Origin of the sequence: Streptomyces sp. 796.1, from assembly GCF_047525675.1 — a bacterium.
Taxonomy (GTDB): domain Bacteria; phylum Actinomycetota; class Actinomycetes; order Streptomycetales; family Streptomycetaceae; genus Streptomyces.
The window spans coordinates 53,858-77,077 of record NZ_JBLIWA010000028.1 but is presented as its reverse complement, the minus strand read 5'-3'; the positions used below and the strand labels follow the sequence as shown (position 1 = coordinate 77,077).

19 protein-coding genes and 1 pseudogene are annotated in these 23,220 nt (G+C 70.0%); 7 read left to right on the top strand and 13 right to left on the bottom strand.

What is annotated here, in order from left to right; translation table 11 throughout:
• Window positions 1-280: 280 nt before the first annotated feature.
• The 9 genes and pseudogenes from ACMA1D_RS19865 to ACMA1D_RS19825 all read right to left on the bottom strand — a co-directional run bounded on the left by ACMA1D_RS19865 (window position 281) and on the right by ACMA1D_RS19825 (window position 8,231).
• Window positions 281-862, bottom strand: coding sequence for a pilus assembly protein TadG-related protein (locus tag ACMA1D_RS19865; protein WP_414725346.1), 582 nt, complete (start codon window positions 860-862; stop codon window positions 281-283).
• Window positions 859-1,344 carry a TadE/TadG family type IV pilus assembly protein gene (locus ACMA1D_RS19860; protein WP_414725345.1) on the bottom strand — a complete coding sequence of 162 codons (486 nt, stop codon included), beginning with the start codon at window positions 1,342-1,344 and terminating at the stop codon, window positions 859-861. Before ACMA1D_RS19860 ends, ACMA1D_RS19865 begins: the two co-directional genes overlap by 4 nt.
• Window positions 1,345-1,373: 29 nt before the next feature.
• Entirely contained in the window at window positions 1,374-1,751 is a 378-nt protein-coding gene (locus tag ACMA1D_RS19855; protein ID WP_414725344.1) for a TadE family protein, read from the bottom strand.
• 595 nt (window positions 1,752-2,346) lie between these two features.
• Window positions 2,347-2,595, bottom strand: a complete 249-nt coding sequence (locus ACMA1D_RS19850; protein WP_349990003.1) for a hypothetical protein — start codon at window positions 2,593-2,595, stop codon at window positions 2,347-2,349.
• A 91-nt stretch (window positions 2,596-2,686) separates the two neighbouring features.
• Window positions 2,687-3,634 carry a type II secretion system F family protein gene (locus ACMA1D_RS19845; protein ID WP_414725343.1) on the bottom strand — a complete coding sequence of 316 codons (948 nt, stop codon included), beginning with the start codon at window positions 3,632-3,634 and terminating at the stop codon, window positions 2,687-2,689.
• Complete coding sequence (locus ACMA1D_RS19840) at window positions 3,631-4,623, bottom strand: type II secretion system F family protein (protein WP_414725342.1); 993 nt, start codon at window positions 4,621-4,623, stop codon at window positions 3,631-3,633. The genes ACMA1D_RS19845 and ACMA1D_RS19840 overlap by 4 nt, the downstream gene beginning before the upstream one ends.
• A gap of 6 nt (window positions 4,624-4,629) precedes the next feature.
• A complete protein-coding gene (locus ACMA1D_RS19835) occupies window positions 4,630-5,937 on the bottom strand; it encodes a CpaF family protein (protein ID WP_414725341.1) in 1,308 nt (435 codons plus the stop codon).
• 668 nt (window positions 5,938-6,605) lie between these two features.
• Window positions 6,606-7,472: pseudogene (locus tag ACMA1D_RS19830) on the bottom strand (hypothetical protein); the annotation flags it as partial.
• A gap of 33 nt (window positions 7,473-7,505) precedes the next feature.
• Window positions 7,506-8,231 (bottom strand): hypothetical protein, encoded by a 726-nt coding sequence (locus ACMA1D_RS19825; protein WP_414725340.1) that lies wholly within the window; start codon window positions 8,229-8,231, stop codon window positions 7,506-7,508.
• Window positions 8,232-8,425: 194 nt separating this feature from the next.
• Between ACMA1D_RS19825 and ACMA1D_RS19820 the strand changes: the two genes are divergently transcribed.
• Together ACMA1D_RS19820 and ACMA1D_RS19815 are read left to right on the top strand one after the other, a co-directional pair.
• Entirely contained in the window at window positions 8,426-9,163 is a 738-nt protein-coding gene (locus tag ACMA1D_RS19820; RefSeq protein WP_414725339.1) for a hypothetical protein, read from the top strand.
• Window positions 9,164-9,453: 290 nt separating this feature from the next.
• Entirely contained in the window at window positions 9,454-10,194 is a 741-nt protein-coding gene (locus ACMA1D_RS19815; protein WP_414725338.1) for a hypothetical protein, read from the top strand.
• A gap of 91 nt (window positions 10,195-10,285) precedes the next feature.
• Here ACMA1D_RS19815 and ACMA1D_RS19810 read toward each other — a convergent pair whose 3' ends face one another.
• Window positions 10,286-11,098 carry a hypothetical protein gene (locus ACMA1D_RS19810; protein WP_414725337.1) on the bottom strand — a complete coding sequence of 271 codons (813 nt, stop codon included), beginning with the start codon at window positions 11,096-11,098 and terminating at the stop codon, window positions 10,286-10,288.
• Between the two features lie 320 nt (window positions 11,099-11,418).
• Here ACMA1D_RS19810 and ACMA1D_RS19805 point away from each other — a divergent pair, with 320 nt between their 5' ends.
• The 4 genes from ACMA1D_RS19805 to ACMA1D_RS19790 all read left to right on the top strand — a co-directional run bounded on the left by ACMA1D_RS19805 (window position 11,419) and on the right by ACMA1D_RS19790 (window position 16,173).
• On the top strand, window positions 11,419-12,879 hold the full coding sequence (locus ACMA1D_RS19805; RefSeq protein WP_414725336.1) for a PE-PGRS family protein: 1,461 nt from the start codon (window positions 11,419-11,421) through the stop codon (window positions 12,877-12,879).
• Window positions 12,880-12,943: 64 nt separating this feature from the next.
• Window positions 12,944-13,522 (top strand): hypothetical protein, encoded by a 579-nt coding sequence (locus tag ACMA1D_RS19800; protein ID WP_414725335.1) that lies wholly within the window; start codon window positions 12,944-12,946, stop codon window positions 13,520-13,522.
• A 363-nt stretch (window positions 13,523-13,885) separates the two neighbouring features.
• A complete protein-coding gene (locus ACMA1D_RS19795; protein WP_414725334.1) occupies window positions 13,886-14,617 on the top strand; it encodes a hypothetical protein in 732 nt (243 codons plus the stop codon).
• A gap of 137 nt (window positions 14,618-14,754) precedes the next feature.
• Complete coding sequence (locus ACMA1D_RS19790; RefSeq protein ID WP_414725333.1) at window positions 14,755-16,173, top strand: PE-PGRS family protein; 1,419 nt, start codon at window positions 14,755-14,757, stop codon at window positions 16,171-16,173.
• A gap of 334 nt (window positions 16,174-16,507) precedes the next feature.
• Here ACMA1D_RS19790 and ACMA1D_RS19785 read toward each other — a convergent pair whose 3' ends face one another.
• Both ACMA1D_RS19785 and ACMA1D_RS19780 read right to left on the bottom strand, forming a co-directional pair.
• Window positions 16,508-17,344, bottom strand: coding sequence for a hypothetical protein (locus tag ACMA1D_RS19785; protein WP_414725332.1), 837 nt, complete (start codon window positions 17,342-17,344; stop codon window positions 16,508-16,510).
• Window positions 17,345-17,384: 40 nt separating this feature from the next.
• Complete coding sequence (locus ACMA1D_RS19780; protein WP_414725331.1) at window positions 17,385-17,648, bottom strand: WXG100 family type VII secretion target; 264 nt, start codon at window positions 17,646-17,648, stop codon at window positions 17,385-17,387.
• Between the two features lie 201 nt (window positions 17,649-17,849).
• Here ACMA1D_RS19780 and ACMA1D_RS19775 point away from each other — a divergent pair, with 201 nt between their 5' ends.
• Complete coding sequence (locus ACMA1D_RS19775; protein WP_349989989.1) at window positions 17,850-18,119, top strand: WXG100 family type VII secretion target; 270 nt, start codon at window positions 17,850-17,852, stop codon at window positions 18,117-18,119.
• A gap of 190 nt (window positions 18,120-18,309) precedes the next feature.
• Here the strand turns inward: ACMA1D_RS19775 and ACMA1D_RS19770 are convergent, their stop codons facing one another.
• Complete coding sequence (locus ACMA1D_RS19770) at window positions 18,310-22,785, bottom strand: FtsK/SpoIIIE domain-containing protein (protein ID WP_414725330.1); 4,476 nt, start codon at window positions 22,783-22,785, stop codon at window positions 18,310-18,312.
• Window positions 22,786-23,220 lie beyond the last annotated feature (435 nt).

Sequence of the window (23,220 nt, the reverse complement as noted above, 5' to 3'; positions counted from 1 at the left end):
CGGGTTTCCTCAGCCTCGGGTGGATCGTCGGATGGGCGACGGACGCGGTACGGGTCGGATGGGCCCGGCCGTTAAGGCCCCGTACGGGTCGGGCCTGGCCCGCGGGTGGAGCGCGGGCCGCAGCGGATCGGCCGCCGGCCGGCTCCCGGGCCCGTGCGGCGCCGTTGCTCCGCGCGGCGGCGTCGCGCCGTACCGCGGCGTGACTCCGTACCGCAGCATGGCCGCGTACCGCGCCGTGGCTCCGTACCGCGGCGTCGCCCCGTACTGCTCGCCCGTGTCCTCAGCCCACATGGGACTCCGCCTTGGACGAGCCGCGCACGGTGAAGGAGCCGCTGTAGAACAGCCCGGTCAGTACGGGTTCGTAGGTGAGCTGGATCTCGACCTCGACCTGTTCGGCGTTGGCCGACACGCAGCGGGAGGCGGCGACGTCCCGGGGGGAGAGTCCGGCCTCGCTCGCGAACTTGCGCACCCGCGAGGCGCAGTTCTCGTAGTTGATGGGCGCCCGCTCGCCGCCGCTCTCGCGCAGCGCCGTCTCGTCGATGTCCTGCGCGGCGTACCGCGCGGCCTGCTCGGCGATGTCCGCGGCCCGCTCGCGCTGCGAGATCGACATGCCGCCGTCCACCACGAACGCGGCGAGCGCGAGGAAGAGGAAGGCGAAGAGGATGACGGCCGCGGCCCCCGCACCCCGGTCCCCCGCCCGTCCGGCGTACCGGCGCCGCGCCGCCGCACCGAGCGCGTCGATGCGCCGGGCGACCGCGCGTACGGCGGTGGGCCGTCGCGGGGCGCACCGCTGTGGGGAAGATTGCTGCGGCCGGTACGCGCGTACGCGCGCGGGAGTGGCGGTCGGCGGGTGCGGGCTCATGAGGCCCGCCGGTACGGGTCGATGGGGGAGCTCGCGGTGGCCTTGACCGTGGAGCCGATGTCCAGGCCGATCATGCGCAGGCCGCGCACCTCGCAGCTCACCTCGACCTTGAAGAAGCCGCCCGGCTCGAAGCGGGAACCGGTCATCCGGACGTTCACCGAGCCCGTGCACACGTCCTCCAGGTCGGCGGCGGCGGCCTTGCGGGCCTCGCGCATGGCGATGTCGTAGTCGTGCTGGATGGACCCCGCCCGGGCGGCGTCGCGCGCCGCGCCGTCCACCGCGCCGCGGCCGTCCACGAGTTGCCCGAAACCGACCAGTACCAGGATGAAGAGGATCATCACCGGCGCGAGGATGACCACCTCGATGGTCGAGAGTCCGGCGTCGGACGCGCGCCCGGCGGTGCCAGCGCGCGAGCCGCGGCCGGCCGCGCCGGCGGCGCTCCCGCTCGGGTCGGGCGTACGCCGCGCGCAGGGCCGGGCCACCGTTCGTCGCTCAGCACGCCACACCGCGCTCAGCCCCTGTCCACGACGAAGCGCTCGATCGGCCCCTGCGACCGCGCGTGCACGGTGAACTTCATGCCGGGGAAGACCGTCGGCACCTCGGCCTCGACCTGGACGCCGACCGTGTCCGCCCGCGGCGTCAGCACCGTCACCTCGGGCCTGATCAGCAGTTTCGGACCCAGTTGCTGGATGTAGCTGTCGGCCGTGCTGCGCGCCTTGCCGCCCCAGCCGCCGGGGTTCTCGTCCGCCTCGGCACGCGCCTTGCGCGCGCCCGCCTGCGCCGCCGCCTGTGCGACGTGGTCGGCGAAGAAGTACAGCGCGAACTGCACGGTCGCGAAGATCAGGAAGAACAGGACGGGTGTGAGCAGGACGAACTCGATGGCGGTCATCCCGCTGTCGCTCGTACGACTGCCGCTGCCGGGGCCGTTGACCCGGCACTGGCACCGGCACCGGCACCGGCACTGGCCCTCGACGCTCCCGCCGCGACCGTGCTCGCCGCCCGCACCGCCGCCGCTCCCACTCCGATCACGACACCGACCGCGACCGCGACCGTCCGTCGCGTCGCCGCTGCCGCCGCGACCACTCGTACGATCACCACCACCGTCGCTGCCGCCGCTGCCGCCGCAACAGCCCGTCCCGCCGCGGCCGTCGCCGCGCATCGCGTCCAGCCTGCGGCGCACCGCGCGGTGCAGGGTGCCGCCCCCGGTTCGTCTCATGCCGTCATCCCCGTTGTGTTCTCGATACCGCCCCGTCGCGGCCCGCGGGGGCCGGCCGGCGGGCCGGTGGTGCGGTGCGGCGCGCTGGCCGCTGCCGCGTGGTGCGCGCTGCCGTACCGTGCGCTGCCGTGCGCTGCCGTGCGCTGCCCCACCGTCACGTGCTGCCGAGTCCCGCCGGGCGGCGCCCTGTTCGCAGGGCTCGTGCCGTGGGCCCCGGCGCGGGCGCGCGGTTCGCGCCCGGTCGTGCGCCGGCAGGTGTCGTGCCGGGTCAGCAGGTCTTGCTGGCGTCCGCGCCCTTGATGCAGTCGCCGACCTTGTCCGCGCCGTCGCTGAGCGCCGCGTTGATGATCGCGGCGACCACGCCGACGATCGCGACCACCACGGCGGAGATGATGACCCACTCCACGGCGGACGCGCCGCGGTCGAGTTCACCGGAGCGGGCGCGCTCGACCCTGCCGCGTACGAAGGCGAGGAGGAAGTCCAGTGCCGGGTGGCTGAAACGAGGTCCTGTGTTCATGGTGGAAAGTGTCCTCTCAGAGGGTGGAGGGAACGGCGAAGGAACGGTGACCGTTGGAGGAAGGCAGGGCCTGCGTCGGCATCGGGACCATTCAGACCTCGAAGACCCGCATGGCGGCCGGAAAGATGAGGAACACGAGGAACCCCGCACACAACAGGAGCTGTGCCACCAGCATCGACTGCGACTTCTCCCCTGCGCTCCCTTCGATCTCCGCGAGCTCCCGGTGCCGCATCGTTTCCGCCCGCGACCCGAGGGATTCACGTACCTTCGCCCCGTCGTCGGCGACCAGCGCGAGTGACGACGAGAGGTCTTTGAGTTCATCGACGCCGAGTTCCTCGCCGAGGTTCCCGAGCGCCTGCCACTGACTGGTCCCGGTGATCCGGGCGTCCGCGAGCGCGTTCCTGATCCGGCGCAGCGCCCAGCCGTCGCTGACCTCGGCGGCGGCCATCAGCGCCTCGGGCAGACCGCGGCCACCGGCCAGGTTCATCGCCACCAGGTCCAGGTACGCGCCGATCACCCGCCGCAGGTCACGCCGCTTGTCCGCGGCGTCCCTGCGCACCTCCAGGTCCGGCAGCAAGAAGAAGACCACGGCGAACAGCAGCGCCATCCACACCGGGATGATCGGGCTGCTGCCGAAGCCCAGTTGCCAGACGATGACGAAGACGAACGGGCCGAAGACCAGGCCGGCCGCGCCCAGCAGCACCTTCGTCGCCAGGAAGGACTCCCAGCTCCGGCCGAGCACGGCGAGGTCGGCCCGCAGCGAGCGCTGTTCCCAGCCCTGTTGCAGATAGAGGTCGGCCACCCGCTGCCCGACCCGGCTCCGTACGGCGTCCATCCGACTCTCGCCGGCCTCCGGCCCGCCGGCGCCGAAGCCGCGGTCCGCGCCGGCGTGCGCCGAGCCGCGCGCCCGCAGCGCATCGATCTGCGCGACCCGCGCCACCGCCCCGCGTTTGCCCGGCATCAGGGCCCTGACCAGGACGTAGACGCCCAGCCCGAAGACGGCGCCGACCAGCACCGGCATGGTGATGCTGCTGTTCATCGGGGACTCACCTCATCGCCGTAGACGGGGGCCTGTACGATGCCGGCGCCGGGCTGCTGCGCCCCTGGCGCGCCGGCGCGCGTTGCCGCGAACCGCTCCGGCGCCGCGTCGCGGGTCAGGAACCGGTCCGGCGTGTCGATGCTGGAGAGCTTGCGCAGCCACCAGAAGCCCATCGCGAACAGGGCGCACACACAGGCCAGCACGAGCTGTCCGACCGCCGTGCCGTACGGCTCGACGAAGTCCCGGTTGAAGATCGACAGGCCGAGGACGAAGGCGATGGAGACGCCCACCACGATCTGCACGCTGCGCCGGGTGCTGGCGCGCTGGGCCATCACCCGCTGCCGCATGTCCACTTCCTCGCGCGCCGACTTGGCGAGCGCGCCCAGCACCTCGCGCAGGCCCGGGCCGCGCAGCCGGGAGTTGAGGATGAGGGCGGCGATGATGATGTCGGCCGACGCATCGTCAATCTCGTCGGCAAGTTGCTGGAGCGCGTCCGGCAGCGGCGTGCGGGCCCGCAGCCTGTCGACCATCGCGTCCAGGTGCGGGCGCAGCGCCGGCGCGGCGGCCCGCGCGGACGAGGGGATGGCCTGTTCCAGGCCGACCGCGCCGGCGATCGTGTCGCGCAGCGACTCGGTCCAGGCGGCCAGCGCCTCGACGCGGCGCATCGCCGAGCGTTCCTCGGCCGCGCCGCCGAACAGCCGGTCCCAGACGAAGACGAGCACGCCGGCGGCGAGGCCGGCCACCACCCAGCGGGTGAGCAGCAGCACGGCGAGCCCGACGCCGACCGCCAGCGAGCCGCGGCGGCTGACGAACCTGGCCAGTTCTGCGGCGCGTTCGCCCGATTTGACCTTCTCGTGCTCGGGCTTGGCCGGCAGCCCCCGTACGGCGACGATCAAGAGCGCGATCCCGCCGCCGAAGGCCACTCCGGCCAGCAGCGCGTACAGCGTGGGCAGCGAGTAGAACCCGCCCATCGAGGTGACTCCCTTCATGCGGCCCTACCCCCAGGCCCCGGTCGGGCGGTAGCCGAACGCGGACAGCTCGTCCAGGCAGGTGACCGGCGCGTGCGGCACGACGCGGCCGTCGGCCGTCTCGATGAACACCTCGCTGGAGAGCACCCGGCCGTCCACGCCGTTGACCTCGCGTACGGAAGTGACGCGGCGGCTGAGCGAGCCGCCGCTGTGGTAGTCGTTGCGGCGCTCGACGAAGACGACGAAGTTGACCGCGCCGGCGACCAGCATGTGGCTGGCCTCGATGGGCAGTCGCTCGTTCGCCTGGAGCGCGTACGTGGAGATGCGGTTGAACACTTCGCTGGAGCTGTTGGCGTGGATGGTGGAGAGCGAACCGTCGTTGCCCTGCGACATCGCGTTGAGCATGGTGACGATCTCGTCGCCGAGCACCTCGCCGACGATGACCCGGGAGGGGTTCATGCGCAGCGAGCGACGCACCAGTTCGGCCATGCTGATGGTGCCCTGCCCCTCGGAGTTGGGCAGCCGCTCTTCAAACGCCACCACGTTCGGGTGCAGGTCGGGGAATTGATCGAGCCCGAGTTCAAGCGCCCGCTCCACGGTGATCAGCCGCTCGCTGGGCGGGATCTCGTTGGCCAGCGCCCGCAGCAGCGTCGTCTTCCCCGCGTTGGTGGCCCCGGCGATCATGATGTTCTTGCGGGCCCGTACGGCGCAGGCGAGGAAGTTGCCGAGTTCCGGGGTGAGGGTGCCGTTGCCGACCAGGTCGGCCATGAAGACCTTGCCGAGCCTGGCCCGCCGGATGGAGAGTGCGGGCCGCCGGGTGACGTCCATGACGGCGGAGAGCCGGGAGCCGTCGGGCAGCCGCAGGTCGAGCTGCGGGTTGGCGGTGTCGAACGGGCGCGACGACAGGCCGGAGTACGCGCCGAGCACCTGGATGAGCTCGATCAGTTCCTCGTCGGTCTCGGCGACCGGCTCGCCCTGCTCCTCGCGGCCGTCCGCGTACCCGATGAAGACCCGGTCGCAGCCGTTGATGTCGATGTTCTCGACGTCGGGGTCGTCGAGCAGCGGTTGCAGCCGACCGACGCCGAACAGCGCGGCGTGCACGGCCGCCGCGTAGCTCTCCTCGCTCTCGGCGTCCAGCGGCGTGCGCCCGAAGGTGATCTCGGACCGCGCGTGGTCCTCCAGGATCTGCGCGATGACGGCGCGCGCGTACTGGCGCTCGTCCTCCGGGGTCATCGGGGCGGCGCCGGAGACCTGGTCGATCCGGCGCTGCTCGGCTATGCGGTCGCCGGCGTCCTGCCGGAAGCGCTTGACGAGCTGGTGGTCGACGGAGCTCACCAGCCGACTCCCCCGCCCGGGCCGCCGACCCCGCCGTCACCCTGGCCGGTGCCCGGGCCAGAGCCGGTGCCGTACTCGGGCAGGGGCTGGGGCTGGGCCTGCGGCAGCGGCTGGGCCGCTGGGCGGGGGCCGGCCGGGCGGCGCGGTTGGTGGATCTGTTGGGTGCGTTCGTTCTCGTGCGTGTGGGTTTGGGTGGGGGCGTGGGGCTGGGGCTGGGGCTCGGGCCCGGTGTCCTGGTGCTGGGGCTGGTTCCGCTGGGCGTGCCGGCCGCCGGAGGTCGGCTCGCCGTGCTCACCCTGCCGGGGCTGGGCGCCGGCGGCCGGTTGACCGGACGCAGGTTGGCCGGACGCAGGTTGGCCGGACGCAGCTTCCGGGGCGGGCCTGCGGTGGGTGCCGGCGCCGGGGGGCGGTACGGGGCCGCCCGGCGGGGGTGTGGTGTGCGAGGGGGTGGTGTGGCTGGGTTGACCTGCGTGGCCCGGCTGACCTCCGTGGCCCGGCTGGCCCCCGTGGCCGGGGTGGCCCGTCGGGGTGGGCTGGCCCGGCAGTTGCTGGCCGGCCGCGTGCTGGCCGCCCTGCTGCGCCCCCGTTACGCGCCCAGCGCCGCCGATCCCACTGCCGCGCGGGCCGCCCGCAGCCGAACCTGGCACGCCACTGGGCGTACCGGGGCCACCGGGCGTACCGGGGCCACCGGCCCCCCGGGGCGTGCCGGCCCCGCTCGCGCCGCCGCCCCCGCCGGCGAACGCCGCGCCGAACTGCTGGTGCAGATCGCCCACGACCTTCCGTGCGGAGCGGATGAGCAGGGACTTCTCCAGCCGACCGCGCTTGCGTCCGGCCAACTGGGCGGCGCCCGACGCGTCCTCGGCGACGACCCCGACCACCCGGGCGCCGGCCTGGGCGGCCATCAGCATCTCGTTGACCTGCCCGACGATCCGGTTGGCGCTGCCGACCGCGGCCACCAGGAGCACGCCGATCAGCGGCGTACCGAGTTGCGCGGCGCCGCGCTGCGGCCCGTGCAGCCGGCTGGAGAGCGCGGCGGCCCGGTCCCGTACGCGGGCCAACTGCTCGGGCTCGGTGCCCGCGACCAGCAACACGATCGAGGCGTACGGGAACATCTCCACGGCCACCGCGTCCGCGCCGATCCGGCCGCAGTCGGCGATCACGTCGGCCGGGCTGTTCGGCGAGTCACCGAGGCCGGCGAAGGCCCGCCCCAGCATCGGCCAGAGCCCGGCGAGCCCGGCCGACTGCTCCGAACTCCCCAGCCCCACCAGTACGTCGAGCCCGCCGAGCATCGGCTGCGCGTGGTCCCACAACTGCTCGGAGACCAGGCCGCGACGGGCGGTGGCACCGATCGAGAGCATGCCGGTGTTCGGGTCGAGCGGCCCGCCGTGCGCGGCCGAACTGCGGTAGACCAGGTCACCGCCGGCCGGGTCGACCTCGGCCAGCAGCACCCGGCGCGGCCACACGGCCGACAGCGCGACGGCGGCCGTGGTGACCCCGGGCGAACCCTTGTCCGCGGCGAGAGCGATGAGCGCCATGTCTGCTACGTCCCCTGTCCCTGGCGCCGCGGCTCAGTCGCCGCTGCGGGCGGAGACCTTGACCACGGAGACGGCACCGTTGGCCGCGGCCTGCGTCAGCGCGGGCGCCTCGTCCTGGTTCACCACGACGGAGACCGGCAGATCGCCGCCGCCGATGCCGTCGTTGGCGCTGGTCACGCTCTCCACGGTGGCGCTGCGCACCAGCAGGGTGTCGCCGGCGCCGGCGGAGGACCCACCATCGCCGGAGGAACCGCCGGAACCGCCCTTGACGTCACCCACCCGGTACGCGGCGACGACGTCCCCGGTCTTCAGACTCCGCGGGTACTGCCCGTCCTTGAGCGAAAGGCCCACCACGACCTTGCCCTCGGGGAGCCCCTTCCGATCGGTGAGCATGGAGCCCACGAGGAGCGAACCCTTCGTAATGTCAGTGGCGGCCCGGTATTTGGACAGCACATTACGCTGGTCCCACTTCACGTAATCGATTGCAGAATCCTCGGCGACCATCACGGATTCGATGGCGGAGTTCGGAATCGGCTTGCCCGCACTGACCTCATCCGTAATCTTCACCACTTCAATCCGATCACCGGCGCGCAACACCAGAACAGTGGCCCCGAGTGCGCCGACCAGGATGAGGAGTACGGCGAGCGCGGCCAGTGCGGGTTTCCGTTCACGAGGCGCCGAGGGAAGCCGCTCCCCTACCGGTTGACCAGGCGCGTTGGCCCTGCCACTCCCGATACCCGCGCGCTCTTGGATCTTCACGCCACTGCCCCCGAAGTTATGTCCGTATTCAGGCATTTGCCCGCTACAGCCACTGTCGCACGCTTAAACCGCAGACTAAGAGGCTGTCAAGTCATCGCACCGTATCAGCAGCCTATAGCGGCCTCAAGGCGCGTCGACAACACCCCGTCACCATCCGGGCCCACCGTTATCCACACGCAAGGGAACCGTCGGCAATGCCTTCGGCATCCATGTCATCATCGGTGGCGTTTCTCATCGAACACCCACGGGAGATACGTACGTTGAAGACTCACACACGCTTCGGTGCAGGTCTCGCACTGTTCGTAGCCGCATCGATGTCGCTGACGGCATGCGGAGGTGACTCGGACTCAGGCTCCGACAGCAAGGACAAGATCAAGGGCGCGGAGACCTCCACCCAGCCCACCTCCCCCAAGCCCTCCGCAAGCTCAACCCCCATGGACGACGGAATCGACCGGCCGGAGATCAAGCTGCCGGGGGACGTACGACACGTCTTCGAAGGCCGCACCACGGGCGATCCGACGAAAGACGCCGTCCTCGCCGACAACGAACGCAACATCCTCGCCGAGGACGATGCGATTCTCCGAGGGGATCCAAAAGCGCCGGCATTGAGTTTCTATAACGATGGCGAGGGGCTGATCGGCGCGGTTAACTGGGTCCAGAAGTTCGTCGATGCGGATCTTTCCTTCACTGGCACGGTGCGATACTTCAACCGCCGTGTCGTACTGGACGGCAACGACAAGGCCGCGCTCTCCTACTGCGGAGACGAGAGCAAGGCTCACAACAAGAACCGCAAGACCGGCGAAGTCGATAAGTCGGCTCCCTCAGCAAATAGTTACGTCTTCTACAACAGTCGCCTCGCCAAGAACGAGAAGGGCGTATGGCAGGTGACCAAATTGATTTCAGAACGAGGTGCCAAGGCATGCCAACCGTGACCCGCAACAGAGATCGCATATGCGTGGTGCTGGCCATAGCCGTGGTCTCCACCATGATGACCGTTTCGAACGCAAGCGCCTGCATCGGACCCGACTGCCAATCATCAAGCAGCTCCCGGGGCTCGTCCGACGGAAGCAAACTGACTGCCGAGGTTCATGTTTCCGGAGTGCAGAAGCGGGTCAATGGAAGGCCTACTGGGAAGACAGGCACCCTGACCCCCAAGAACACCAACTGGAAGCCACCCGCCTGCTGGTACGAGCCCCGGTACTCCCCCAAAGACCTCAAAGGCATGATCGAGGGCTGGGAAGACTTCAAGTTCATGGGGATCGGCACCATGATCTCCGCGGCGTACAAGTCCATCTTCCAGACGGACAAGTACGACGACTACAACATGAAGAAACAGGGCAAGGGCATGTTCTGGGTCTCGGTGATCAACGAGAAGCGCAAGAACGAGCCCGAGGCCATGTCGTGCAACAAACCGCCCTTCTGGGTGGATGAGGGCCAGACGCCGTCCGAACCACTCGCCGTCTCCGCCCGGGTACTCGCCGAGTACGCGTACGACGAACTCCCGGTGCCGCAGACCGACATCACCATGAACCCCTCCGGCAAGCAGACCGTGAACCTGGACACCTGGGTCTGGCTCGACAAGTCGCGGTTCAAGCCCATTTCCGTCACCGCCAGCCTGCCCGGTACCGGCCTCTCCGCCACGACCACGGCCAAGCCGGTGGCGCTCACGATCGAACCCGGCACCGCGGACGCCAAACTCCACCCCGCGTCCGGTGAATGCCGCATCGCCGGCGACGGCAGCATCGGGGCCCCGTACAGCGACGACAAGAAGAACCAGTCGCCGCCATGCGGCGTCACCTATCTGCGGTCCACCAACCAGACCGGACCGCACCCGCTCAAGGCCACCCTCACCTGGGAAATCTCCTGGTCCAGCAGCAGCGGTGAAGGCGGCACGCTACCGACCGGCACCTTCGGCAGCACCACGAACGTCACCGTCGGCGAAGTCCAGTCCGTCAACCGATGAACGCGGGCCGCAGGCCACTCGCTTTCAGCGACACGGCGAAAGCGTCAGCGGGCGCGTTCCGGACGCCCGCTGACGCTGCGGAATTACGGCATTACGTGCCGGCCGGCGCGCTCGGCGTGCTCGCCCCCTGGCCATCCAGGGCCGCGTCGTCGGATTCCTCCGCCCGCAGTTCCACCACCATCGCATCGGTCCGCTCGCGCAATGCACGCACCCGCTCGGCGGATTTCGCATCAAGCGCCGAGGGGTCGGCCGGCAGTACCGGAATCCCGGCCGCCTGGGCCGTGACCACCAGGCTGTGGGCGACGTCGAGTTGCTGCGCGAGAAGTGCGGTGGTGAACAAATTGGCGCGCAATGTCTTGGTACGGCCGAGCGCGCCCTTGTACGTCACTTCGCAGCCGACGTTGACGCTGTCGAGCCGCTGGTCACTGGCCTGTTCCAGGGCGGCCAGCATCACCGAGGCCAGCCCCTCCACCACCTTGGTCACCGCCCACTTACGCCCCGGAACAGGTGGCAGGACCTCTCGAATGCGATCGACTTCCGCGTCGAGTGCCTCCGTCGTCATGGCGCCGAACGCATTGTGCAGTTGGAGCCCGGTGACCTTCTTCCACGGAATGTCCTCGCCCTCGAAGCCCACGGATTCAGGCCCGAAACGCAGCGCGCCGAGGCTGTCGAAGGGGCGCAGCGCCCGCGCGGTCACCGCCGGCACGCGCGGGTGCTTGCACACCAGGGCGCCGAGTGAGAACTCCCATTCCTCGGTGGCCGGCGATGCGGGCGCGGGCAGGGCGCCCAGCACTCCGATCACCCACTCCCCCGAGGCATTCGCCCCGGTCCGCCGCGCGTCGCCGCCCCGACTGACGACCTCCCGCCCCACGTTCGCCGCGGCGGACGTCACCGCTTCCCCCATACCGCGTATCCGACCCCGAACCCCCACGGGTCCCCCTCCGTCTTCGCCCCGCATTGCGGTGCACAATCCCCATCAGTACGCCCTAAATCTATAGACCGTGGCCAGTGGGCGTCCAGGTCGAGGTGAGGCGGCCACCCGGCAACTCGGCGGGTGCCGCGCGGCATTGCTCACCACGCATAGCTCCCGAAGGAGTTCCTTGGTTTCATGGGACATTGCTGGCAGCCGCTGATGCACCTTGGTCTCGTGTTGGGGGGGCGGGCCTTTCGGCACCGCTGACATCGGGCGCTCAACAGCACACCGCATCACATACGGGGGGAATTATGCGTAATGTCAATCCAGGTGATTTGGAAGAGCTTGCCAAACTCATCGACGGCAAGGACGGTCTCAGCGGCAAGCTGAGTGAGGCGTTCACCCGCGCTTCGAACCTGAACGTCAGTGGCGAGTTGGCGGCGCTGAGACCCCTGACCTCCTGGGTATCGGATACCGCTCCCGACCTCCGCAAGCGCGCGGCCATCGCACGGTTGGAGGACGGCGACCCGGAAGCCGGTCTGCTCGCAGCCGGCTTCACTCCCGAAGACCTCAAGAACTACAACGGCACCGTCGCGCCCGGAACCCTGCTGCTCGCCAGTTCAGTGGCCCAGAGCGACGACCCGAATGCCGATGAGTTCGACCGCAAACCCGGTGAGTCACTGGCCGACTACATTGCGCGGCTCGAAGCGCACGCCATGAGCAAGATTCCTGGCCTTGAGCCGCACGAGGAGACGCTGACCACGCTGATCAAACTTGGTGGCGACGTCATGACGTTCACCACCGTGGCGGGTGTCACGGCCTTCCAGGGGTCCTCGTTCGTCAAGACCGTGGGCGGTAACTCCTTCAAACAGGGCTGGGGTGCGACGCTCAAGAACAACATTGCGGCGAAACTCAAGTCCGGCAGTTACCAGAAACTGGTCAAGGCGGGCGAGAGCCTGGAGAAGTGGACGCCCAAGATCAGGTCTCTGGCAGCCCCCGGGAGCTGGTTGCCCGGCCAAATGGGCACGTGGGCGGCCGGCCGAAGTCCCGCCTATGCCCAACTCACTCGTGTGCCGCTGACCGGCGGCGTGATCGGCGACGGTTGGGGAAACACGTTCGACGCGGCCCGCAGACAAGGCGCGATGAATGCGACATGGCGTGGGATGAACGCCAACCGCGCGATCAACATGCTCGTCGGTTCGGATGACCTCGCCAAGCTCTACGGCGGCGCCACCCACTCGGGCCAACCCGTCGCGCGCGCCGGTCAGGCCAATCTCATCAACGTGTTCCGCAAGGCCAAGAACTCCGAACGCTTCGTGCAGGCGCTCAACCTCTCCCCCAATACGGGAAGCCCCTGGCGATTCGGTCTGAAGACCGCCGCGAAGACAGCCGGTGGATTGCGCACCTTCGGCATCGTCGGCCAGGGCGCCATGACCGCGTACAGCTTCGCGAACGTCGTGTCGCAGGACCCGCGGGACAAGTTCGACAGCCGAGAGGAAGGCGCGGGCTACGTCGCGGACGTGGCGGAGCTCGGATTCAACGCCTCGCTGACGGCGGCCATGGTCGCCCCCAACCCGGTGACCATCGGTGCGACCCTCGTCACCGGCGCCATATACGGTGGCGCCAAGGTGGTCCAGCACTGGGACGACATCAAGGGCGGGGCGTCGAAGGCCGCCGGCTGGGTGGGAAACAAGGCCAAGGACCTCAAGGACGGCGCAGTCAACAAGGCAAAGGACCTCGGCAAGAAGGTCAATCCGAAGAACTGGTTCTAGGCAGCACACCGATCACCCATGGGAAGCGCACCCCTTCCCCGACCCCGTACCGGAGGGCGCGGACATGTCGTCATTCTCCTTTGAACTCACACCCTTCTCGCACCCGGACCGTACGGGGTGGTCAGGCCCCGTCGGGGATTTCGGCACGGTGACGGTGCACTACGAACTCACCAAGTCCAGCAAGGAGAAGATTGGCCAGGCCCGGCTGTACGGCGACGGATTTCCCGACGGGCTGTTCCGGGGGCGGGGGCCCGGAATGCCCACGCTGGACGACCCGTACATGTACATCGGCGGCGAACGGGTGGACGTCGCGTACAACGCGCGAGGGCTGCGGCGGAGGGCACGTGCGCTCCAGTTGACGCAGGGAGAACGCCACTACACGTACACCTCGCTCGGCCTGGGGAAGTCCTCCGAATTGCGTCGGGATGGCGTACGGATCGTCGTCGGGCCGGGCCGGCAGGTCGACGAAGCGGCCGACACGCACGTGTCCGCCGGCGTGGTGACCGGCTCCGCCGACGCCACCGACATGGCCTTCGCCCTCCTCTTCGAAGCCGTCGACACCTCTTCACTGACACTCAGTGGGGCCGTGATCTCGGCGCCCTTCACCTTCCTGCAACGCAGTTCCGACGGCGGGGTCGCATAGCCGGAGGACGAGCCCACCCCGCGCCGAAGATTCCGCCCAGGCCCAGCCGCCATGGGCGACAAAATCCCCTAACTCGTGCGCTGCAAGGACATATTCACGGAACAGCGGAACACCGCGCCTTTCCGTCACATGCCACGCCGATATCAAACACTTCCCTTGCTCCACCCCTTTCGGCACACCTTCCTCAAGATCCCCAATCTCCGCGACACTTGGCAGCCTGCTAGTTACACCTAGTTGCCGATTCCACCGTATGGATAGGCGGCTTCCGCTGCCAGCTTCCTCCCCGCACACCTGTGACAGCATGCTCTCCAAGAAGCCCGCCCGGCCCATCCACCAACGGGGCCACGCAGCTTCGTTCGCAGGATGGCCGGTAGGGAAAAGCGGGAGGGGATCGCAGTGGCGTTCGGCAAGGGTGCGGGCGGGAAGGAGCCTCCGGTCCCGGCCGTCGACTGGAAGAACGTCGGGGAATTCACGATCGGCGGCGTGGAGCGGCCCGTAACCCCGCACCGGAAGCGTTCCGTGCGCGGTCCGCGGGCCATCCGCGTCCCGTCCGGCGGGAAGAACTACCGGGTGTACGCGCCGTGCGCGTACTGCGCACCCGCCGCGGTTTCCGCCCCACCCGGTGTCACGGGGCCGTGCCTGTACGAGGACGAGGCGGGCGAGCGACTGCTCTGCGCGCTGGACAGCGCCGCGGAAACCGACGGCGAGCGCCAGCACCGTGTCATCGACGCTCGGGGCGAACTCATCGGCACCATCACCCGCATTCCACCCACCAAGCGGATGTTCAAACACACTTGGCGGATGGAACAGGTCGGTCACCCCGAAATCATCGGCCGTAATCAATGGGCCAGCGGAGACACCAAGGACATCGTGGAGAACGGCGTCAGCAAGGTCGTCTTCGGGGCGCTCAAATCAGCGGTGACCTCCCTGGGCGCGGAGGAGAGCGACCATTCCGAGTCGCGTGAGCGGACGCTCGAATGGCGGTCGGACGGCAAGGTGGTCATGGTCTCGCAGGGCAGCAAGTCGGTGACGGTGCGGGTCGGTTGGATCGACCGCCGGCTGGCCTTCGCCTTCGCCTTGCTGGGCGACCGCTAGGACGCATCACCAAGACGAAACACCAAGGACGAATCACCAGGAGCGAGCGCGTCATCATGCGGGGCGGCGAACCGGTCGTCACGCGGCGCACGCCGGCATCTGGGGCACGTGCACGTACGAGTACGGGGGAGCGCATCATGCGCAATGTCAATCCGGGAGACCTAGAGCAACTGGCCAAACTCATCGACGGTAAGGGCGGCGTCGACGACAAACTCCGCGAGGCCTTCACCCGGGCCTCCACACTGGGGGTGACCGACAGGCTGGCCGCGCTCAAGCCGATGTCGTCCTGGGTGCGGGATTCGGGCTCCGACCTGCGCAAGCGCGCCGCCATTGCGCGCTTGGAGGACGGCGACCCCGAAGCCGGCCTGCGGTGGGCCGGTTTCACCGACGAGGAACTGAAGAAGTACAAGGGCGAGGGGCTGACCCCCGACGCCCTCTTGCTCGCCAATTCCGTGGCGGCGAGCGATGACCCGAAGGCCAAGGTCTTTGAGCGACAGTCGAACGAGTCGCTGGCCGACTGGTTGGACCGCATCAAGGCGCACGCCGTGGGAAAGATCCCGGGCCTCGCGCCGCACGAGGCCACGATTCAAACCATGATCGGCCTCTACGGCGACTGGAAATCGGTCAATGGGACCGCCGCCGTGATCACCATCCAGTCCGCTGCCCTCACCAAGGTGCTGGTGGGCAATTCCATGGCCCGTGGTCCGCTGCGGGCCTGGAAGACCCGTATCGGCGTGGCCATGCGTGGCAGCAGCAACGGACGCGTACAGCAGTGGGGCGGAAAGCTCATCCGCATGAAGCTTCCGATACGTTCGCTGAGCGCTCCGGGGAGCTGGCTGCCGAGCAAGCTGTCCCAGTGGGCGAACAGGGTTCCCGGGACTTCCGGCATGATCGCCGACCGCACCGGCCAGCTTTTCGACGCCGCCCGCCGTCTGCCGTTCATGAATTCGCCGATATGGCGCGGGCTGACCGCCAACAAGGCCATCAATGCGATCGTCGGCTCCGACACGCTCGCCGCGCGCTTCGCCGGGCTCACCCATTCGGGCCAGCCCGTCACCCGGGCCGCCAATGCCAGCCTCTACAAGGTCACCAAGAACATCGCGACCCGGGGCCGGGCCGCCGGTTGGTCCCGGAGCACCGCGCTGGTCAAGGGGCTGGCCGGGGCCGGGAAGGTGTCGGGTGCACTGCGCGGGCTCGGCCTGGTCGGTGGTGTGGCCTCCACCGGGTTCAGCGCGGCCAACGTCATATCCCAGGGCAATCCAGTCAAGGCGTTCCAACGCAATGGCGCGGGGTATGTCGCGGACGTCGCCGAAGTCGGCTTCAACGCCTCGCTGACCGCTTCCATGGTGGCGCCCAACCCGTACACGATCGGTGCCGCCGTCGTCTTCGGCGGGATCTATGTCGGCGCCAAGGTCGTGGAGCACTGGGACGATGTGAAGAAGGGCGCGGCGAACGCCGCCAAGTGGACGGGGCGGAAGGCCAAGGAATGGGGCTCGGCCGCCGTCAACAAGGGCAAGAGCGTCGCCAAGAAACTCAATCCGAAGAACTGGTTTTGACGCGGCGGCCATCCGCGGGGGGCGTCTGACGGGCGACTCGCCGCGGCGCGCCCGCGGGGCCGCCGCCCGCCACGGCTGCCGGCGCCGTCACCTGGCCGTGGCGGCGCCCCGCAGCCGGGCTGCACCCGCGCCGGCGTCGCCCGGTCGTGCCAGCACCGCAGCGCCGCACGTCCGGTCACGTCTGCCCGTGCCCGGCCCTCCGTCGCCTCGCGTGCCGCGACGTAAAGGGCCCCCGTGCCGCCGGCCAGGCCGCCGCTGCCCCGCGCACGGCGATCCGTACGCGGGGCAGGCGGAGCGTCACGGGGCCGCGCCTTGGCGCGGGAGCAGCGCGTCGCTACGGGGCGGGGACCGGCTCGGCGAGTTCGTTCTTGTCGGGCAGCAGGTTGGTGATGCGCTCCCAGACCCGGCCCGGTGAGACGCGGACGAGCTTCAAGGCGCTGTCAGGGCCCACCTGGCCTTCCAGAATGGGTTCCTCGGGCTTTTCCCGCACCCAGTAGCCGCGCGGCCCGCAGTCCCAGACGGCGAGGGCCCGCACCATCGCCGAGCGCTCGCCCTCGTGGTTTCCGTCCCAGACGGAGGTGATGCGCCACATCGAATTCATGCTCAGCACGAGGTCGCTCAACGCGATGGCTTCGCTCTCCTTGAGGCCACCCGTTTCGATCAGCGCCTTGCGCGTCAATTCGATGGCCTTCTCCTCGTCGTTCTGCGCCTCGTCGAGTGCGCTGAACGCGGCATCGAGCACGCCCATCGTCGTTTCGATGCTGGCGACTTCGAAGTCCTCGGCGTCGCCGCGCATCAGATGGACCATGCGGGCGAGTTCCCAGATGATGGTCGTCGCGTCGATGGGGACGTACTCGGATTCCTCTTCGCCGGGCCAGCCCTCATGCGCAATGACGTCGTCCTGGCCGACCATGATGCCGTGGTTCAACGTGCCGTGTGCTCCGGTCACTTCGACGGTGAGGAGCAGCATGGGATTGGCCATGGTGGTCAGCAGCGGGGCGAGTACGGGGGCCAGTTCGCCTTCTTCGCCGACCAGGCCGATGGCCTGCAACTCCGTTAGCGATTCCCATAGTTCGTCGACCGGGGTTTCGCCGTCCACCAGATGGGCGAAGACGGCCATATGCCGGTCGGCCAGCCGGAAGCGCGCCCTTGAGCTGTCGTAAGAAGGCATGTTCCTCAGTTCTCCCCGTGAACTCAGCAGCCCGGCCGGCTCACTTGTCTTTTGGCTTTCTTGCATTTTCGGCGCTCTTGTCACACTGAGTCGCCATTTCGCGCAGTTTGGTGGCAACTGTCGTGCACTTCGTATGCCATGAGTTCAGGTCGCCGCGCACCTTGTCGGCGTTGGGTCCCGCCCACTTCTTCATCTGTGTGGTGCTGTGCGTCTTGGGCTTTGTGACCAGTGAATCAATGTGGTCGGCCAGCGACCTGAGCTGCGTCGCCCGCTTGGTGAGATTCTCGATTTCCGGGTCAGCCATGCCACTCTTCCCCCTATCACACGACGACTTCAGCATAGCCGTACACACCCGGTCTTCGATGGGCTCGGATAGCTGCTGTCTGGCATTGCATCAGGTCCGTTACAAGGGCCGATGGCGGTTACCCGATGGACGGGGGGTGCGGTAGCGTCCAAGCGTGCGGACGGAGTGTCCGTCTGCTTCTGCCACACGGGGAGGATCGCCATGTCCGATATGGACCGCGGTGCAAGTCTTGAGAAGCTCAAGTCGCTGTACGAGGACTTCGACAAGAAGGCCGGTGAGCTCGCCGCCCTCGTCAAGGCGTTGAACACCAAGACGACTGGCAGCGAAAGCTACTGGAAGGGCCCGAAGGCCAACAGCTTCCGCGACGAGTGGTCCAACGTGAAGCCGACGTTCGACAAGTTCGTGGAAACGCTGCACAGCGCCAGCAAGTCGGCCAAGACGAGCCACGACAACATCGAGCGCGCGACCTGATCGACGCACTGCCAGGCAGTGCGTGCGTTGCTGCGCAATGGGGCGTCCACCGCATCGGTGGGCGCCCCATAGTCATGCAATTCTCACGCTCAGAGACGTGCGGGTGGAATCGCGGCACACGGCGCCCCTTTCATGACGCTGCGTCGCCCGCCGTACGAACCCCGCGGTACGGCGTACGGCACGCGTGTGATCATTCGTCGATGACGCCCTGAATGGGCATCATTCCGCCACCACGTATCAACAATCCGCTACCTGGGGCGCCGGTGTTGCTATTCGCCGGCAGCCGTATGTTGAACAATTCGCCGTCGGACGAACTCTGTGGCGTCAGCAGCACGCCGTTGCGCGTCTTCCGGGCCTCGGTCACGAATCCCCGGTACTGCGACGAGAGGGTGTCGGTCGTACCCGCCGCCACCACCCCGTGGTCCCCGTCCATGCCGCTGCGCAGGACCGACTCCAACGCGTCGTCGAGCGGCTCGTCGTACAGCAACTCCGCGTCGTCGACGAGGACGACGTACGGGCCGGCGGCCCGCTCGGTCAGCTCCTCCAGGTCCTCCGCCTTGGCGTCCCCGCCGAGCACGCCGAGGACGCCCTCGGTGCCGGCCAGGTCGCGCAGCGGCGACCGGCGGGGCGTGATGAGGACGAGGGGGGTGCGCTGCCGCAGCAGCGCGCGGGCGGCGCCGAGCAGCATGGTCGAGCGGCCCGACTTCGGGGGCCCGGCGATGACGATGCCGGGGCCGGTCTCGCGGAGGTCGACGCCGACGGGCTGGAGTTCGTCCCCGCCGACGCCGAGCAGCGTCCACAGCGGGGAGGGCGCGGCGAACTCGGGATCGAGGGCGAGGGCGTCGTGCGTGCTGATGCGGGTGGGCAGCGCGTCGACCCGCATGGGCCGCAGCGACCTGGGCAGGCGCGGCTGCCGCTCGCTGGCCGCGGCTCCGATCCGGCGCAACGCGGCGACCTGCGCCTGACCCGAGGGGTCCGGGTCGAGCAGACCGAGTTGGGTCTCTTCCACCCCGTTGTCGGCCAGCCGCAGCGCCCGGCCTGGCGGCATGTGCTTGGGGACGTCCTTGGCACGGAAGCCCGCCGTGGTGTAGTCGCTGGGGTCGGCCAGCCGCAGCACCAGCCGCTCACCGAAGACGGAGGCGACCTGGCCGGTGAGGCCGCTGCGGTCGGCGGACATGACCACGCGCAGGCCGACCGCGGCGCCTTCCCGGAAGATGCGCTGCATGGCCTCGATGAGCTGGCCGTAGTTGTAGCTCTCGAAGGTCGATATGAAGCCCTCCCACGCGTCCACGAGGAGGACCATCCACGGCAGTCGCTCTTCGGGCGCCGCGGCGGCGCGCTGCTCGGCCGCGCTGGACGCGCCCTGGAGGGCCAGCATCTGCTGGCGGCGGGAGATCTCCGCGAGCAGCCGGTCGATGAGGCGCCGCACCCGGTCGGGCTGGTCACGGGTGACGACCGCGCCCACGTGCGGCAGGGTGACCAGCGGAAGCAGGGCGTTGGAGCCGCAGTCAACGGCGTAGACGTGCACGTCGGCCGGTGAGGTGCCGTGCACCAGCGAGCCGGCGAGGGTGCGCAGCGCGGTGGAGCGGCCCGAGCGCGGGCCGCCGATCAGCAGGGTGTGCTCGCCGTCGACGAGGTCCAGCGCGTACGCCGCCCGGGACTGCGCGGCGGGCAGGTCGGTGAGGCCGAACGGGGCGGGCGCCACGTCGCCACCGGCCTGCCCGGAGCCGGTCGCGGGCAGTTCGGCGAGGCTGACCTGGTCCGGCAGCGGCGGCAGCCAGGGGCTGCGCGGCGGCGGGAAGGCCATGGCCGCGGCGCCGCCACGGACGGCGTCGACGAGCACGGCGAGGTCGGTGACCATGGTGCCGTCGTCGTCGGGTTCCACGGGCCGGGGCATCGGGCGGCCGTACGCGGACCGGGTGAGGGCCAGCACGGTGGCCTTGGGGCCGACCTGCCCGGTGCTGGGGCGGCGCCCTCCGATGCGCGCGGACTGCACGCCGACCAGCGACTGGGCGCCGGATCGCACGTAGGCGCGGCCGGGCGTCGCCTTGGAGATGGCGCCGGCGTCGGGGGCGTCGATGACGTCGGACGATTCGGAACCGTCCGTGACGCGCAGGGCTATCCGCAGGTTGGTGTTGGCCCGGATGTCGGCGCTGACCACGCCGGCCGGGCGCTGGGTGGCGAGGACCAGGTGCACGCCGAGGGAACGGCCCCGGCGTGCGATGTCCACCAGGCCGGCGATGAAGTCGGGCAGTTCGGCGACGAGCGAGGCGAACTCGTCGATGATCAGCACGAGCCGCGGCATCGGCTCCAGTTCGGGCTGGAGCCTGCGGGTGTCGTTGTAGTCCTCGATGTCCTTGGTGCCGGTGTTGAACAGGATCTCTTCGCGGCGGTGCAGTTCGGCGGCGAGGGAGGCGAGCGCCCGCTCGGTGAGGTGCGCGTCCAGGTCGCTGACCATGCCGACGGTGTGCGGCAGCCGGGCGCAGTCCATGAAGGCGCTGCCGCCCTTGTAGTCGATGAGGACGAAGTTGAGGGCGTCCGGGCGGTTGGCGACGGCGAGCGAGGCGATGATCGTCTGGAGCAGTTCGGACTTGCCCGCGCCGGTGGTGCCGGCGACCAGGGCGTGCGGGCCGTCGCGCCGGATGTCGAGGACGAACGGGCCGTCGGCGGCGATGCCGATGGGGGCGGCCGTGGTGGCCCCGCCGGCCCGCCACACGCGCTCGATGTCGGCGCCCGTGGGGTCGGGCATGCCGAGCAGGGAGAGCAGTCTGGCCGCGGTGGGCAGGGCGCTGTCGGCGTCGTCGCGGCTGACGTCGCGCACCGGCGCGAGCGAGCGGGCGACCAGTTCGCACCAGCCCTCGGTCACCTGGTCGACCAGGACCGGGCCCATCGACTCCAGCCCGGAGCCGCGCAGGTGGGCGCGGGTGGCCGAGTCGGGCGTCCAGCACAGGGCGGTGCGGCACTCCTCGGGCAGCAGCCGCTCGTCCGCGTCCAGGCAGAGCGCGAAGATGCCGTGCCGCGGGCCCTCCTGGAGGAGTTGCGGGACGCCGGGCATGCGGCGCAGCAGCCGGGCGCCGTCCAACAGGACGAGGACGTACGGGTCGGGGCGCAGCGCGCCCAGGGCGTTGTGGTGTTGGGCCGCGGCCTTGCGCCGGTCGAGCTCGACGAGGAGTTCGTTGACGCGGCGGGCCACCGTCTCGGAGTCCGAGCCGAGCAGGGCCACGCAGTCCTGGCCCTGTTGGGGTGCGGTGTGCGGCAGCCAGTGCGCCCAGCCCCAGTCGGCGCCGGCGGTGGCGTTGTCGCAGAGCACGACCAGGGACAGGTCGCGCGGGCTGTGCAGGGCGGTGGCCTGGACGGCGAGCCATCGGGCCGTGGCGAGCGCCCGCTCGCGGTCGCCCGCGATGCCGACCACGCCCAGCTCGCCGTAGGCCAGCGGGACGGGTACGTCGTTGATGACGGGCGGCTCGGGCCGCTCCTCGTCGTAACCGCCGCCGCGGGCCATGACCAGCTCGATGTCGGCGGGCAGGTCGGCCACGCCCAGGCGCAGTTGCATGGCGTCCGGGTCGGTGATCCGGCGCTCCCACAGCCGGCGCCGCGGGCCGGTGGCGAAGAGCAGCACCTCGGCGGGGTCGGGGTGGGCGGTGCGGCGGTTGCGCTGGTCGTCCTTGCCCACCTCGCGCAGGGCCACGGCGTGTTCGGCCATCTCGGCCTTGTACTGCTTCATGGACTTGCGGTGCTGCTTGCGCCCGTACCGGGTGTCGCTGACCCACTGGCCCACCATCATCAGCGGGCTCATCAGGCAGAACAGCAGCATGTAGATCTGCTTGGTGACGAAGTACATGATCAGGCCGAAGAGCAGCGGCACCAGGGAGGACAGGATCTGGAACCGGGAGGACTCGGCCTTGCCGGGCAGCGCCGGCACCACCAGGCGGGCGCGCGGGCGCAGCGGCGAGAGCCTGGGCGGGCGGTTGTACGCCAGGCCGCCTTCGCCGGTGGCTGCCAGGTGTGCGTCGGGTTCGGCTGGTTCGTCCAGGACGAACAGGGAGTCGCCGGCCCGCAACACGCCGCCGCGCGGCCAGTCCTGCTCGCCCGTCAGGGGCTCGTCGTCGAGCAGCAGGGTGGCTTCGGGGTGCGGGGTGACCCGCACCGTGCCGTCGGCGTGCACCGTGATCCTGGCTGCGGCCGGCGGCAGGCCGGGGTCGGGGGCGGCCAGCGTGCAGGTGTGGTGGCTGCCGATGGTGGCCACGCCGGCAGCCAGCCGCACCACGCGGCCTGCGCCGGGCCCCGCGGCCACCCGCAGTTCGAACCGGCCGGTGGGCTCGCCGGCGCGGAGCAGCGGGCCGATCGCGTCGTCGATCGAGATCCGCATGCCGTCGCGGAGGACGGAGCTCGCGCGGTCGGCCGGGTGGCACCGGCGGCCGTCCGCCCACAGCGTCGGCGCCCCGCCGGGCCCCGGGGCCTGGGGCGCGCCGGCGGGTGACGCCTCGGCGGACCAGGCGAGCGAGACGACCTTGCCGGTCGGGGTGGTGGCCCGGCGTGCGCCTTGGGGGGCGAACTCGGCCGTGAGCGCCCCGGCCACGTCGTCGGCCGTCGCCGCATCGTCGGCCGTGACCAGTACGTCCTGGGGTTCGGCCCCCGCCCGCACTGCCGTCACCAGGACACGCATGGCTGCCTTCCTCCCCGTTCGCGGCGCTGCGCCGGTCTCACTCGGCTGCCACCGAGGCTATCTGCTGGGTACGTCACGCATCCGGCGGCCTGTGGATAACTCGGCGCCGTGCGTTGCCCGTGGCGTACCGGGCCGTCCGTCGGCATTCACGGCACGGGGGTGGACGGTGGTTCCCACGGCTCCCGGAGGGTGACATTCCGGGGGCCGTGGAGCGTGGGGTGGGGCGTGGGCGGCGGTTCCGTGCGAGTCGGTGGGCAGCGGGGCAGCGGGACCGTGAGGCGGTGTGGCCGCGTACGGGCCCGGGGACGGCGTTTTGGCCCGGGGCGAGCGGCATTCGGGTAGGACGCGACGCTCGGCAGTGGCGTACGGGCCGACGGGCGAGCCGGCCGACGGGCGGCGTACGGGCCACCGGTCAGCGGCCGGCGGCCGGCCAGT

Coding starts and splice junctions, on each gene's coding strand:
- ACMA1D_RS19865 (WP_414725346.1), bottom strand. CDS start 862: ATGAGCCCGCACCCGCCGACCGCCACTCCCGCGCGCGTACGCGCGTAC.
- ACMA1D_RS19855 (WP_414725344.1), bottom strand. CDS start 1,751: ATGACCGCCATCGAGTTCGTCCTGCTCACACCCGTCCTGTTCTTCCTG.
- ACMA1D_RS19850 (WP_349990003.1), bottom strand. CDS start 2,595: ATGAACACAGGACCTCGTTTCAGCCACCCGGCACTGGACTTCCTCCTC.
- ACMA1D_RS19845 (WP_414725343.1), bottom strand. CDS start 3,634: ATGAACAGCAGCATCACCATGCCGGTGCTGGTCGGCGCCGTCTTCGGG.
- ACMA1D_RS19840 (WP_414725342.1), bottom strand. CDS start 4,623: ATGAAGGGAGTCACCTCGATGGGCGGGTTCTACTCGCTGCCCACGCTG.
- ACMA1D_RS19820 (WP_414725339.1), top strand. CDS start 8,426: ATGCCTTCGGCATCCATGTCATCATCGGTGGCGTTTCTCATCGAACAC.
- ACMA1D_RS19815 (WP_414725338.1), top strand. CDS start 9,454: ATGATCGAGGGCTGGGAAGACTTCAAGTTCATGGGGATCGGCACCATG.
- ACMA1D_RS19810 (WP_414725337.1), bottom strand. CDS start 11,098: ATGGGGGAAGCGGTGACGTCCGCCGCGGCGAACGTGGGGCGGGAGGTC.
- ACMA1D_RS19805 (WP_414725336.1), top strand. CDS start 11,419: ATGCGTAATGTCAATCCAGGTGATTTGGAAGAGCTTGCCAAACTCATC.
- ACMA1D_RS19800 (WP_414725335.1), top strand. CDS start 12,944: ATGTCGTCATTCTCCTTTGAACTCACACCCTTCTCGCACCCGGACCGT.
- ACMA1D_RS19795 (WP_414725334.1), top strand. CDS start 13,886: ATGGCCGGTAGGGAAAAGCGGGAGGGGATCGCAGTGGCGTTCGGCAAG.
- ACMA1D_RS19790 (WP_414725333.1), top strand. CDS start 14,755: ATGCGCAATGTCAATCCGGGAGACCTAGAGCAACTGGCCAAACTCATC.
- ACMA1D_RS19785 (WP_414725332.1), bottom strand. CDS start 17,344: ATGCCTTCTTACGACAGCTCAAGGGCGCGCTTCCGGCTGGCCGACCGG.
- ACMA1D_RS19780 (WP_414725331.1), bottom strand. CDS start 17,648: ATGGCTGACCCGGAAATCGAGAATCTCACCAAGCGGGCGACGCAGCTC.
- ACMA1D_RS19775 (WP_349989989.1), top strand. CDS start 17,850: ATGTCCGATATGGACCGCGGTGCAAGTCTTGAGAAGCTCAAGTCGCTG.
- ACMA1D_RS19770 (WP_414725330.1), bottom strand. CDS start 22,785: ATGCGTGTCCTGGTGACGGCAGTGCGGGCGGGGGCCGAACCCCAGGAC.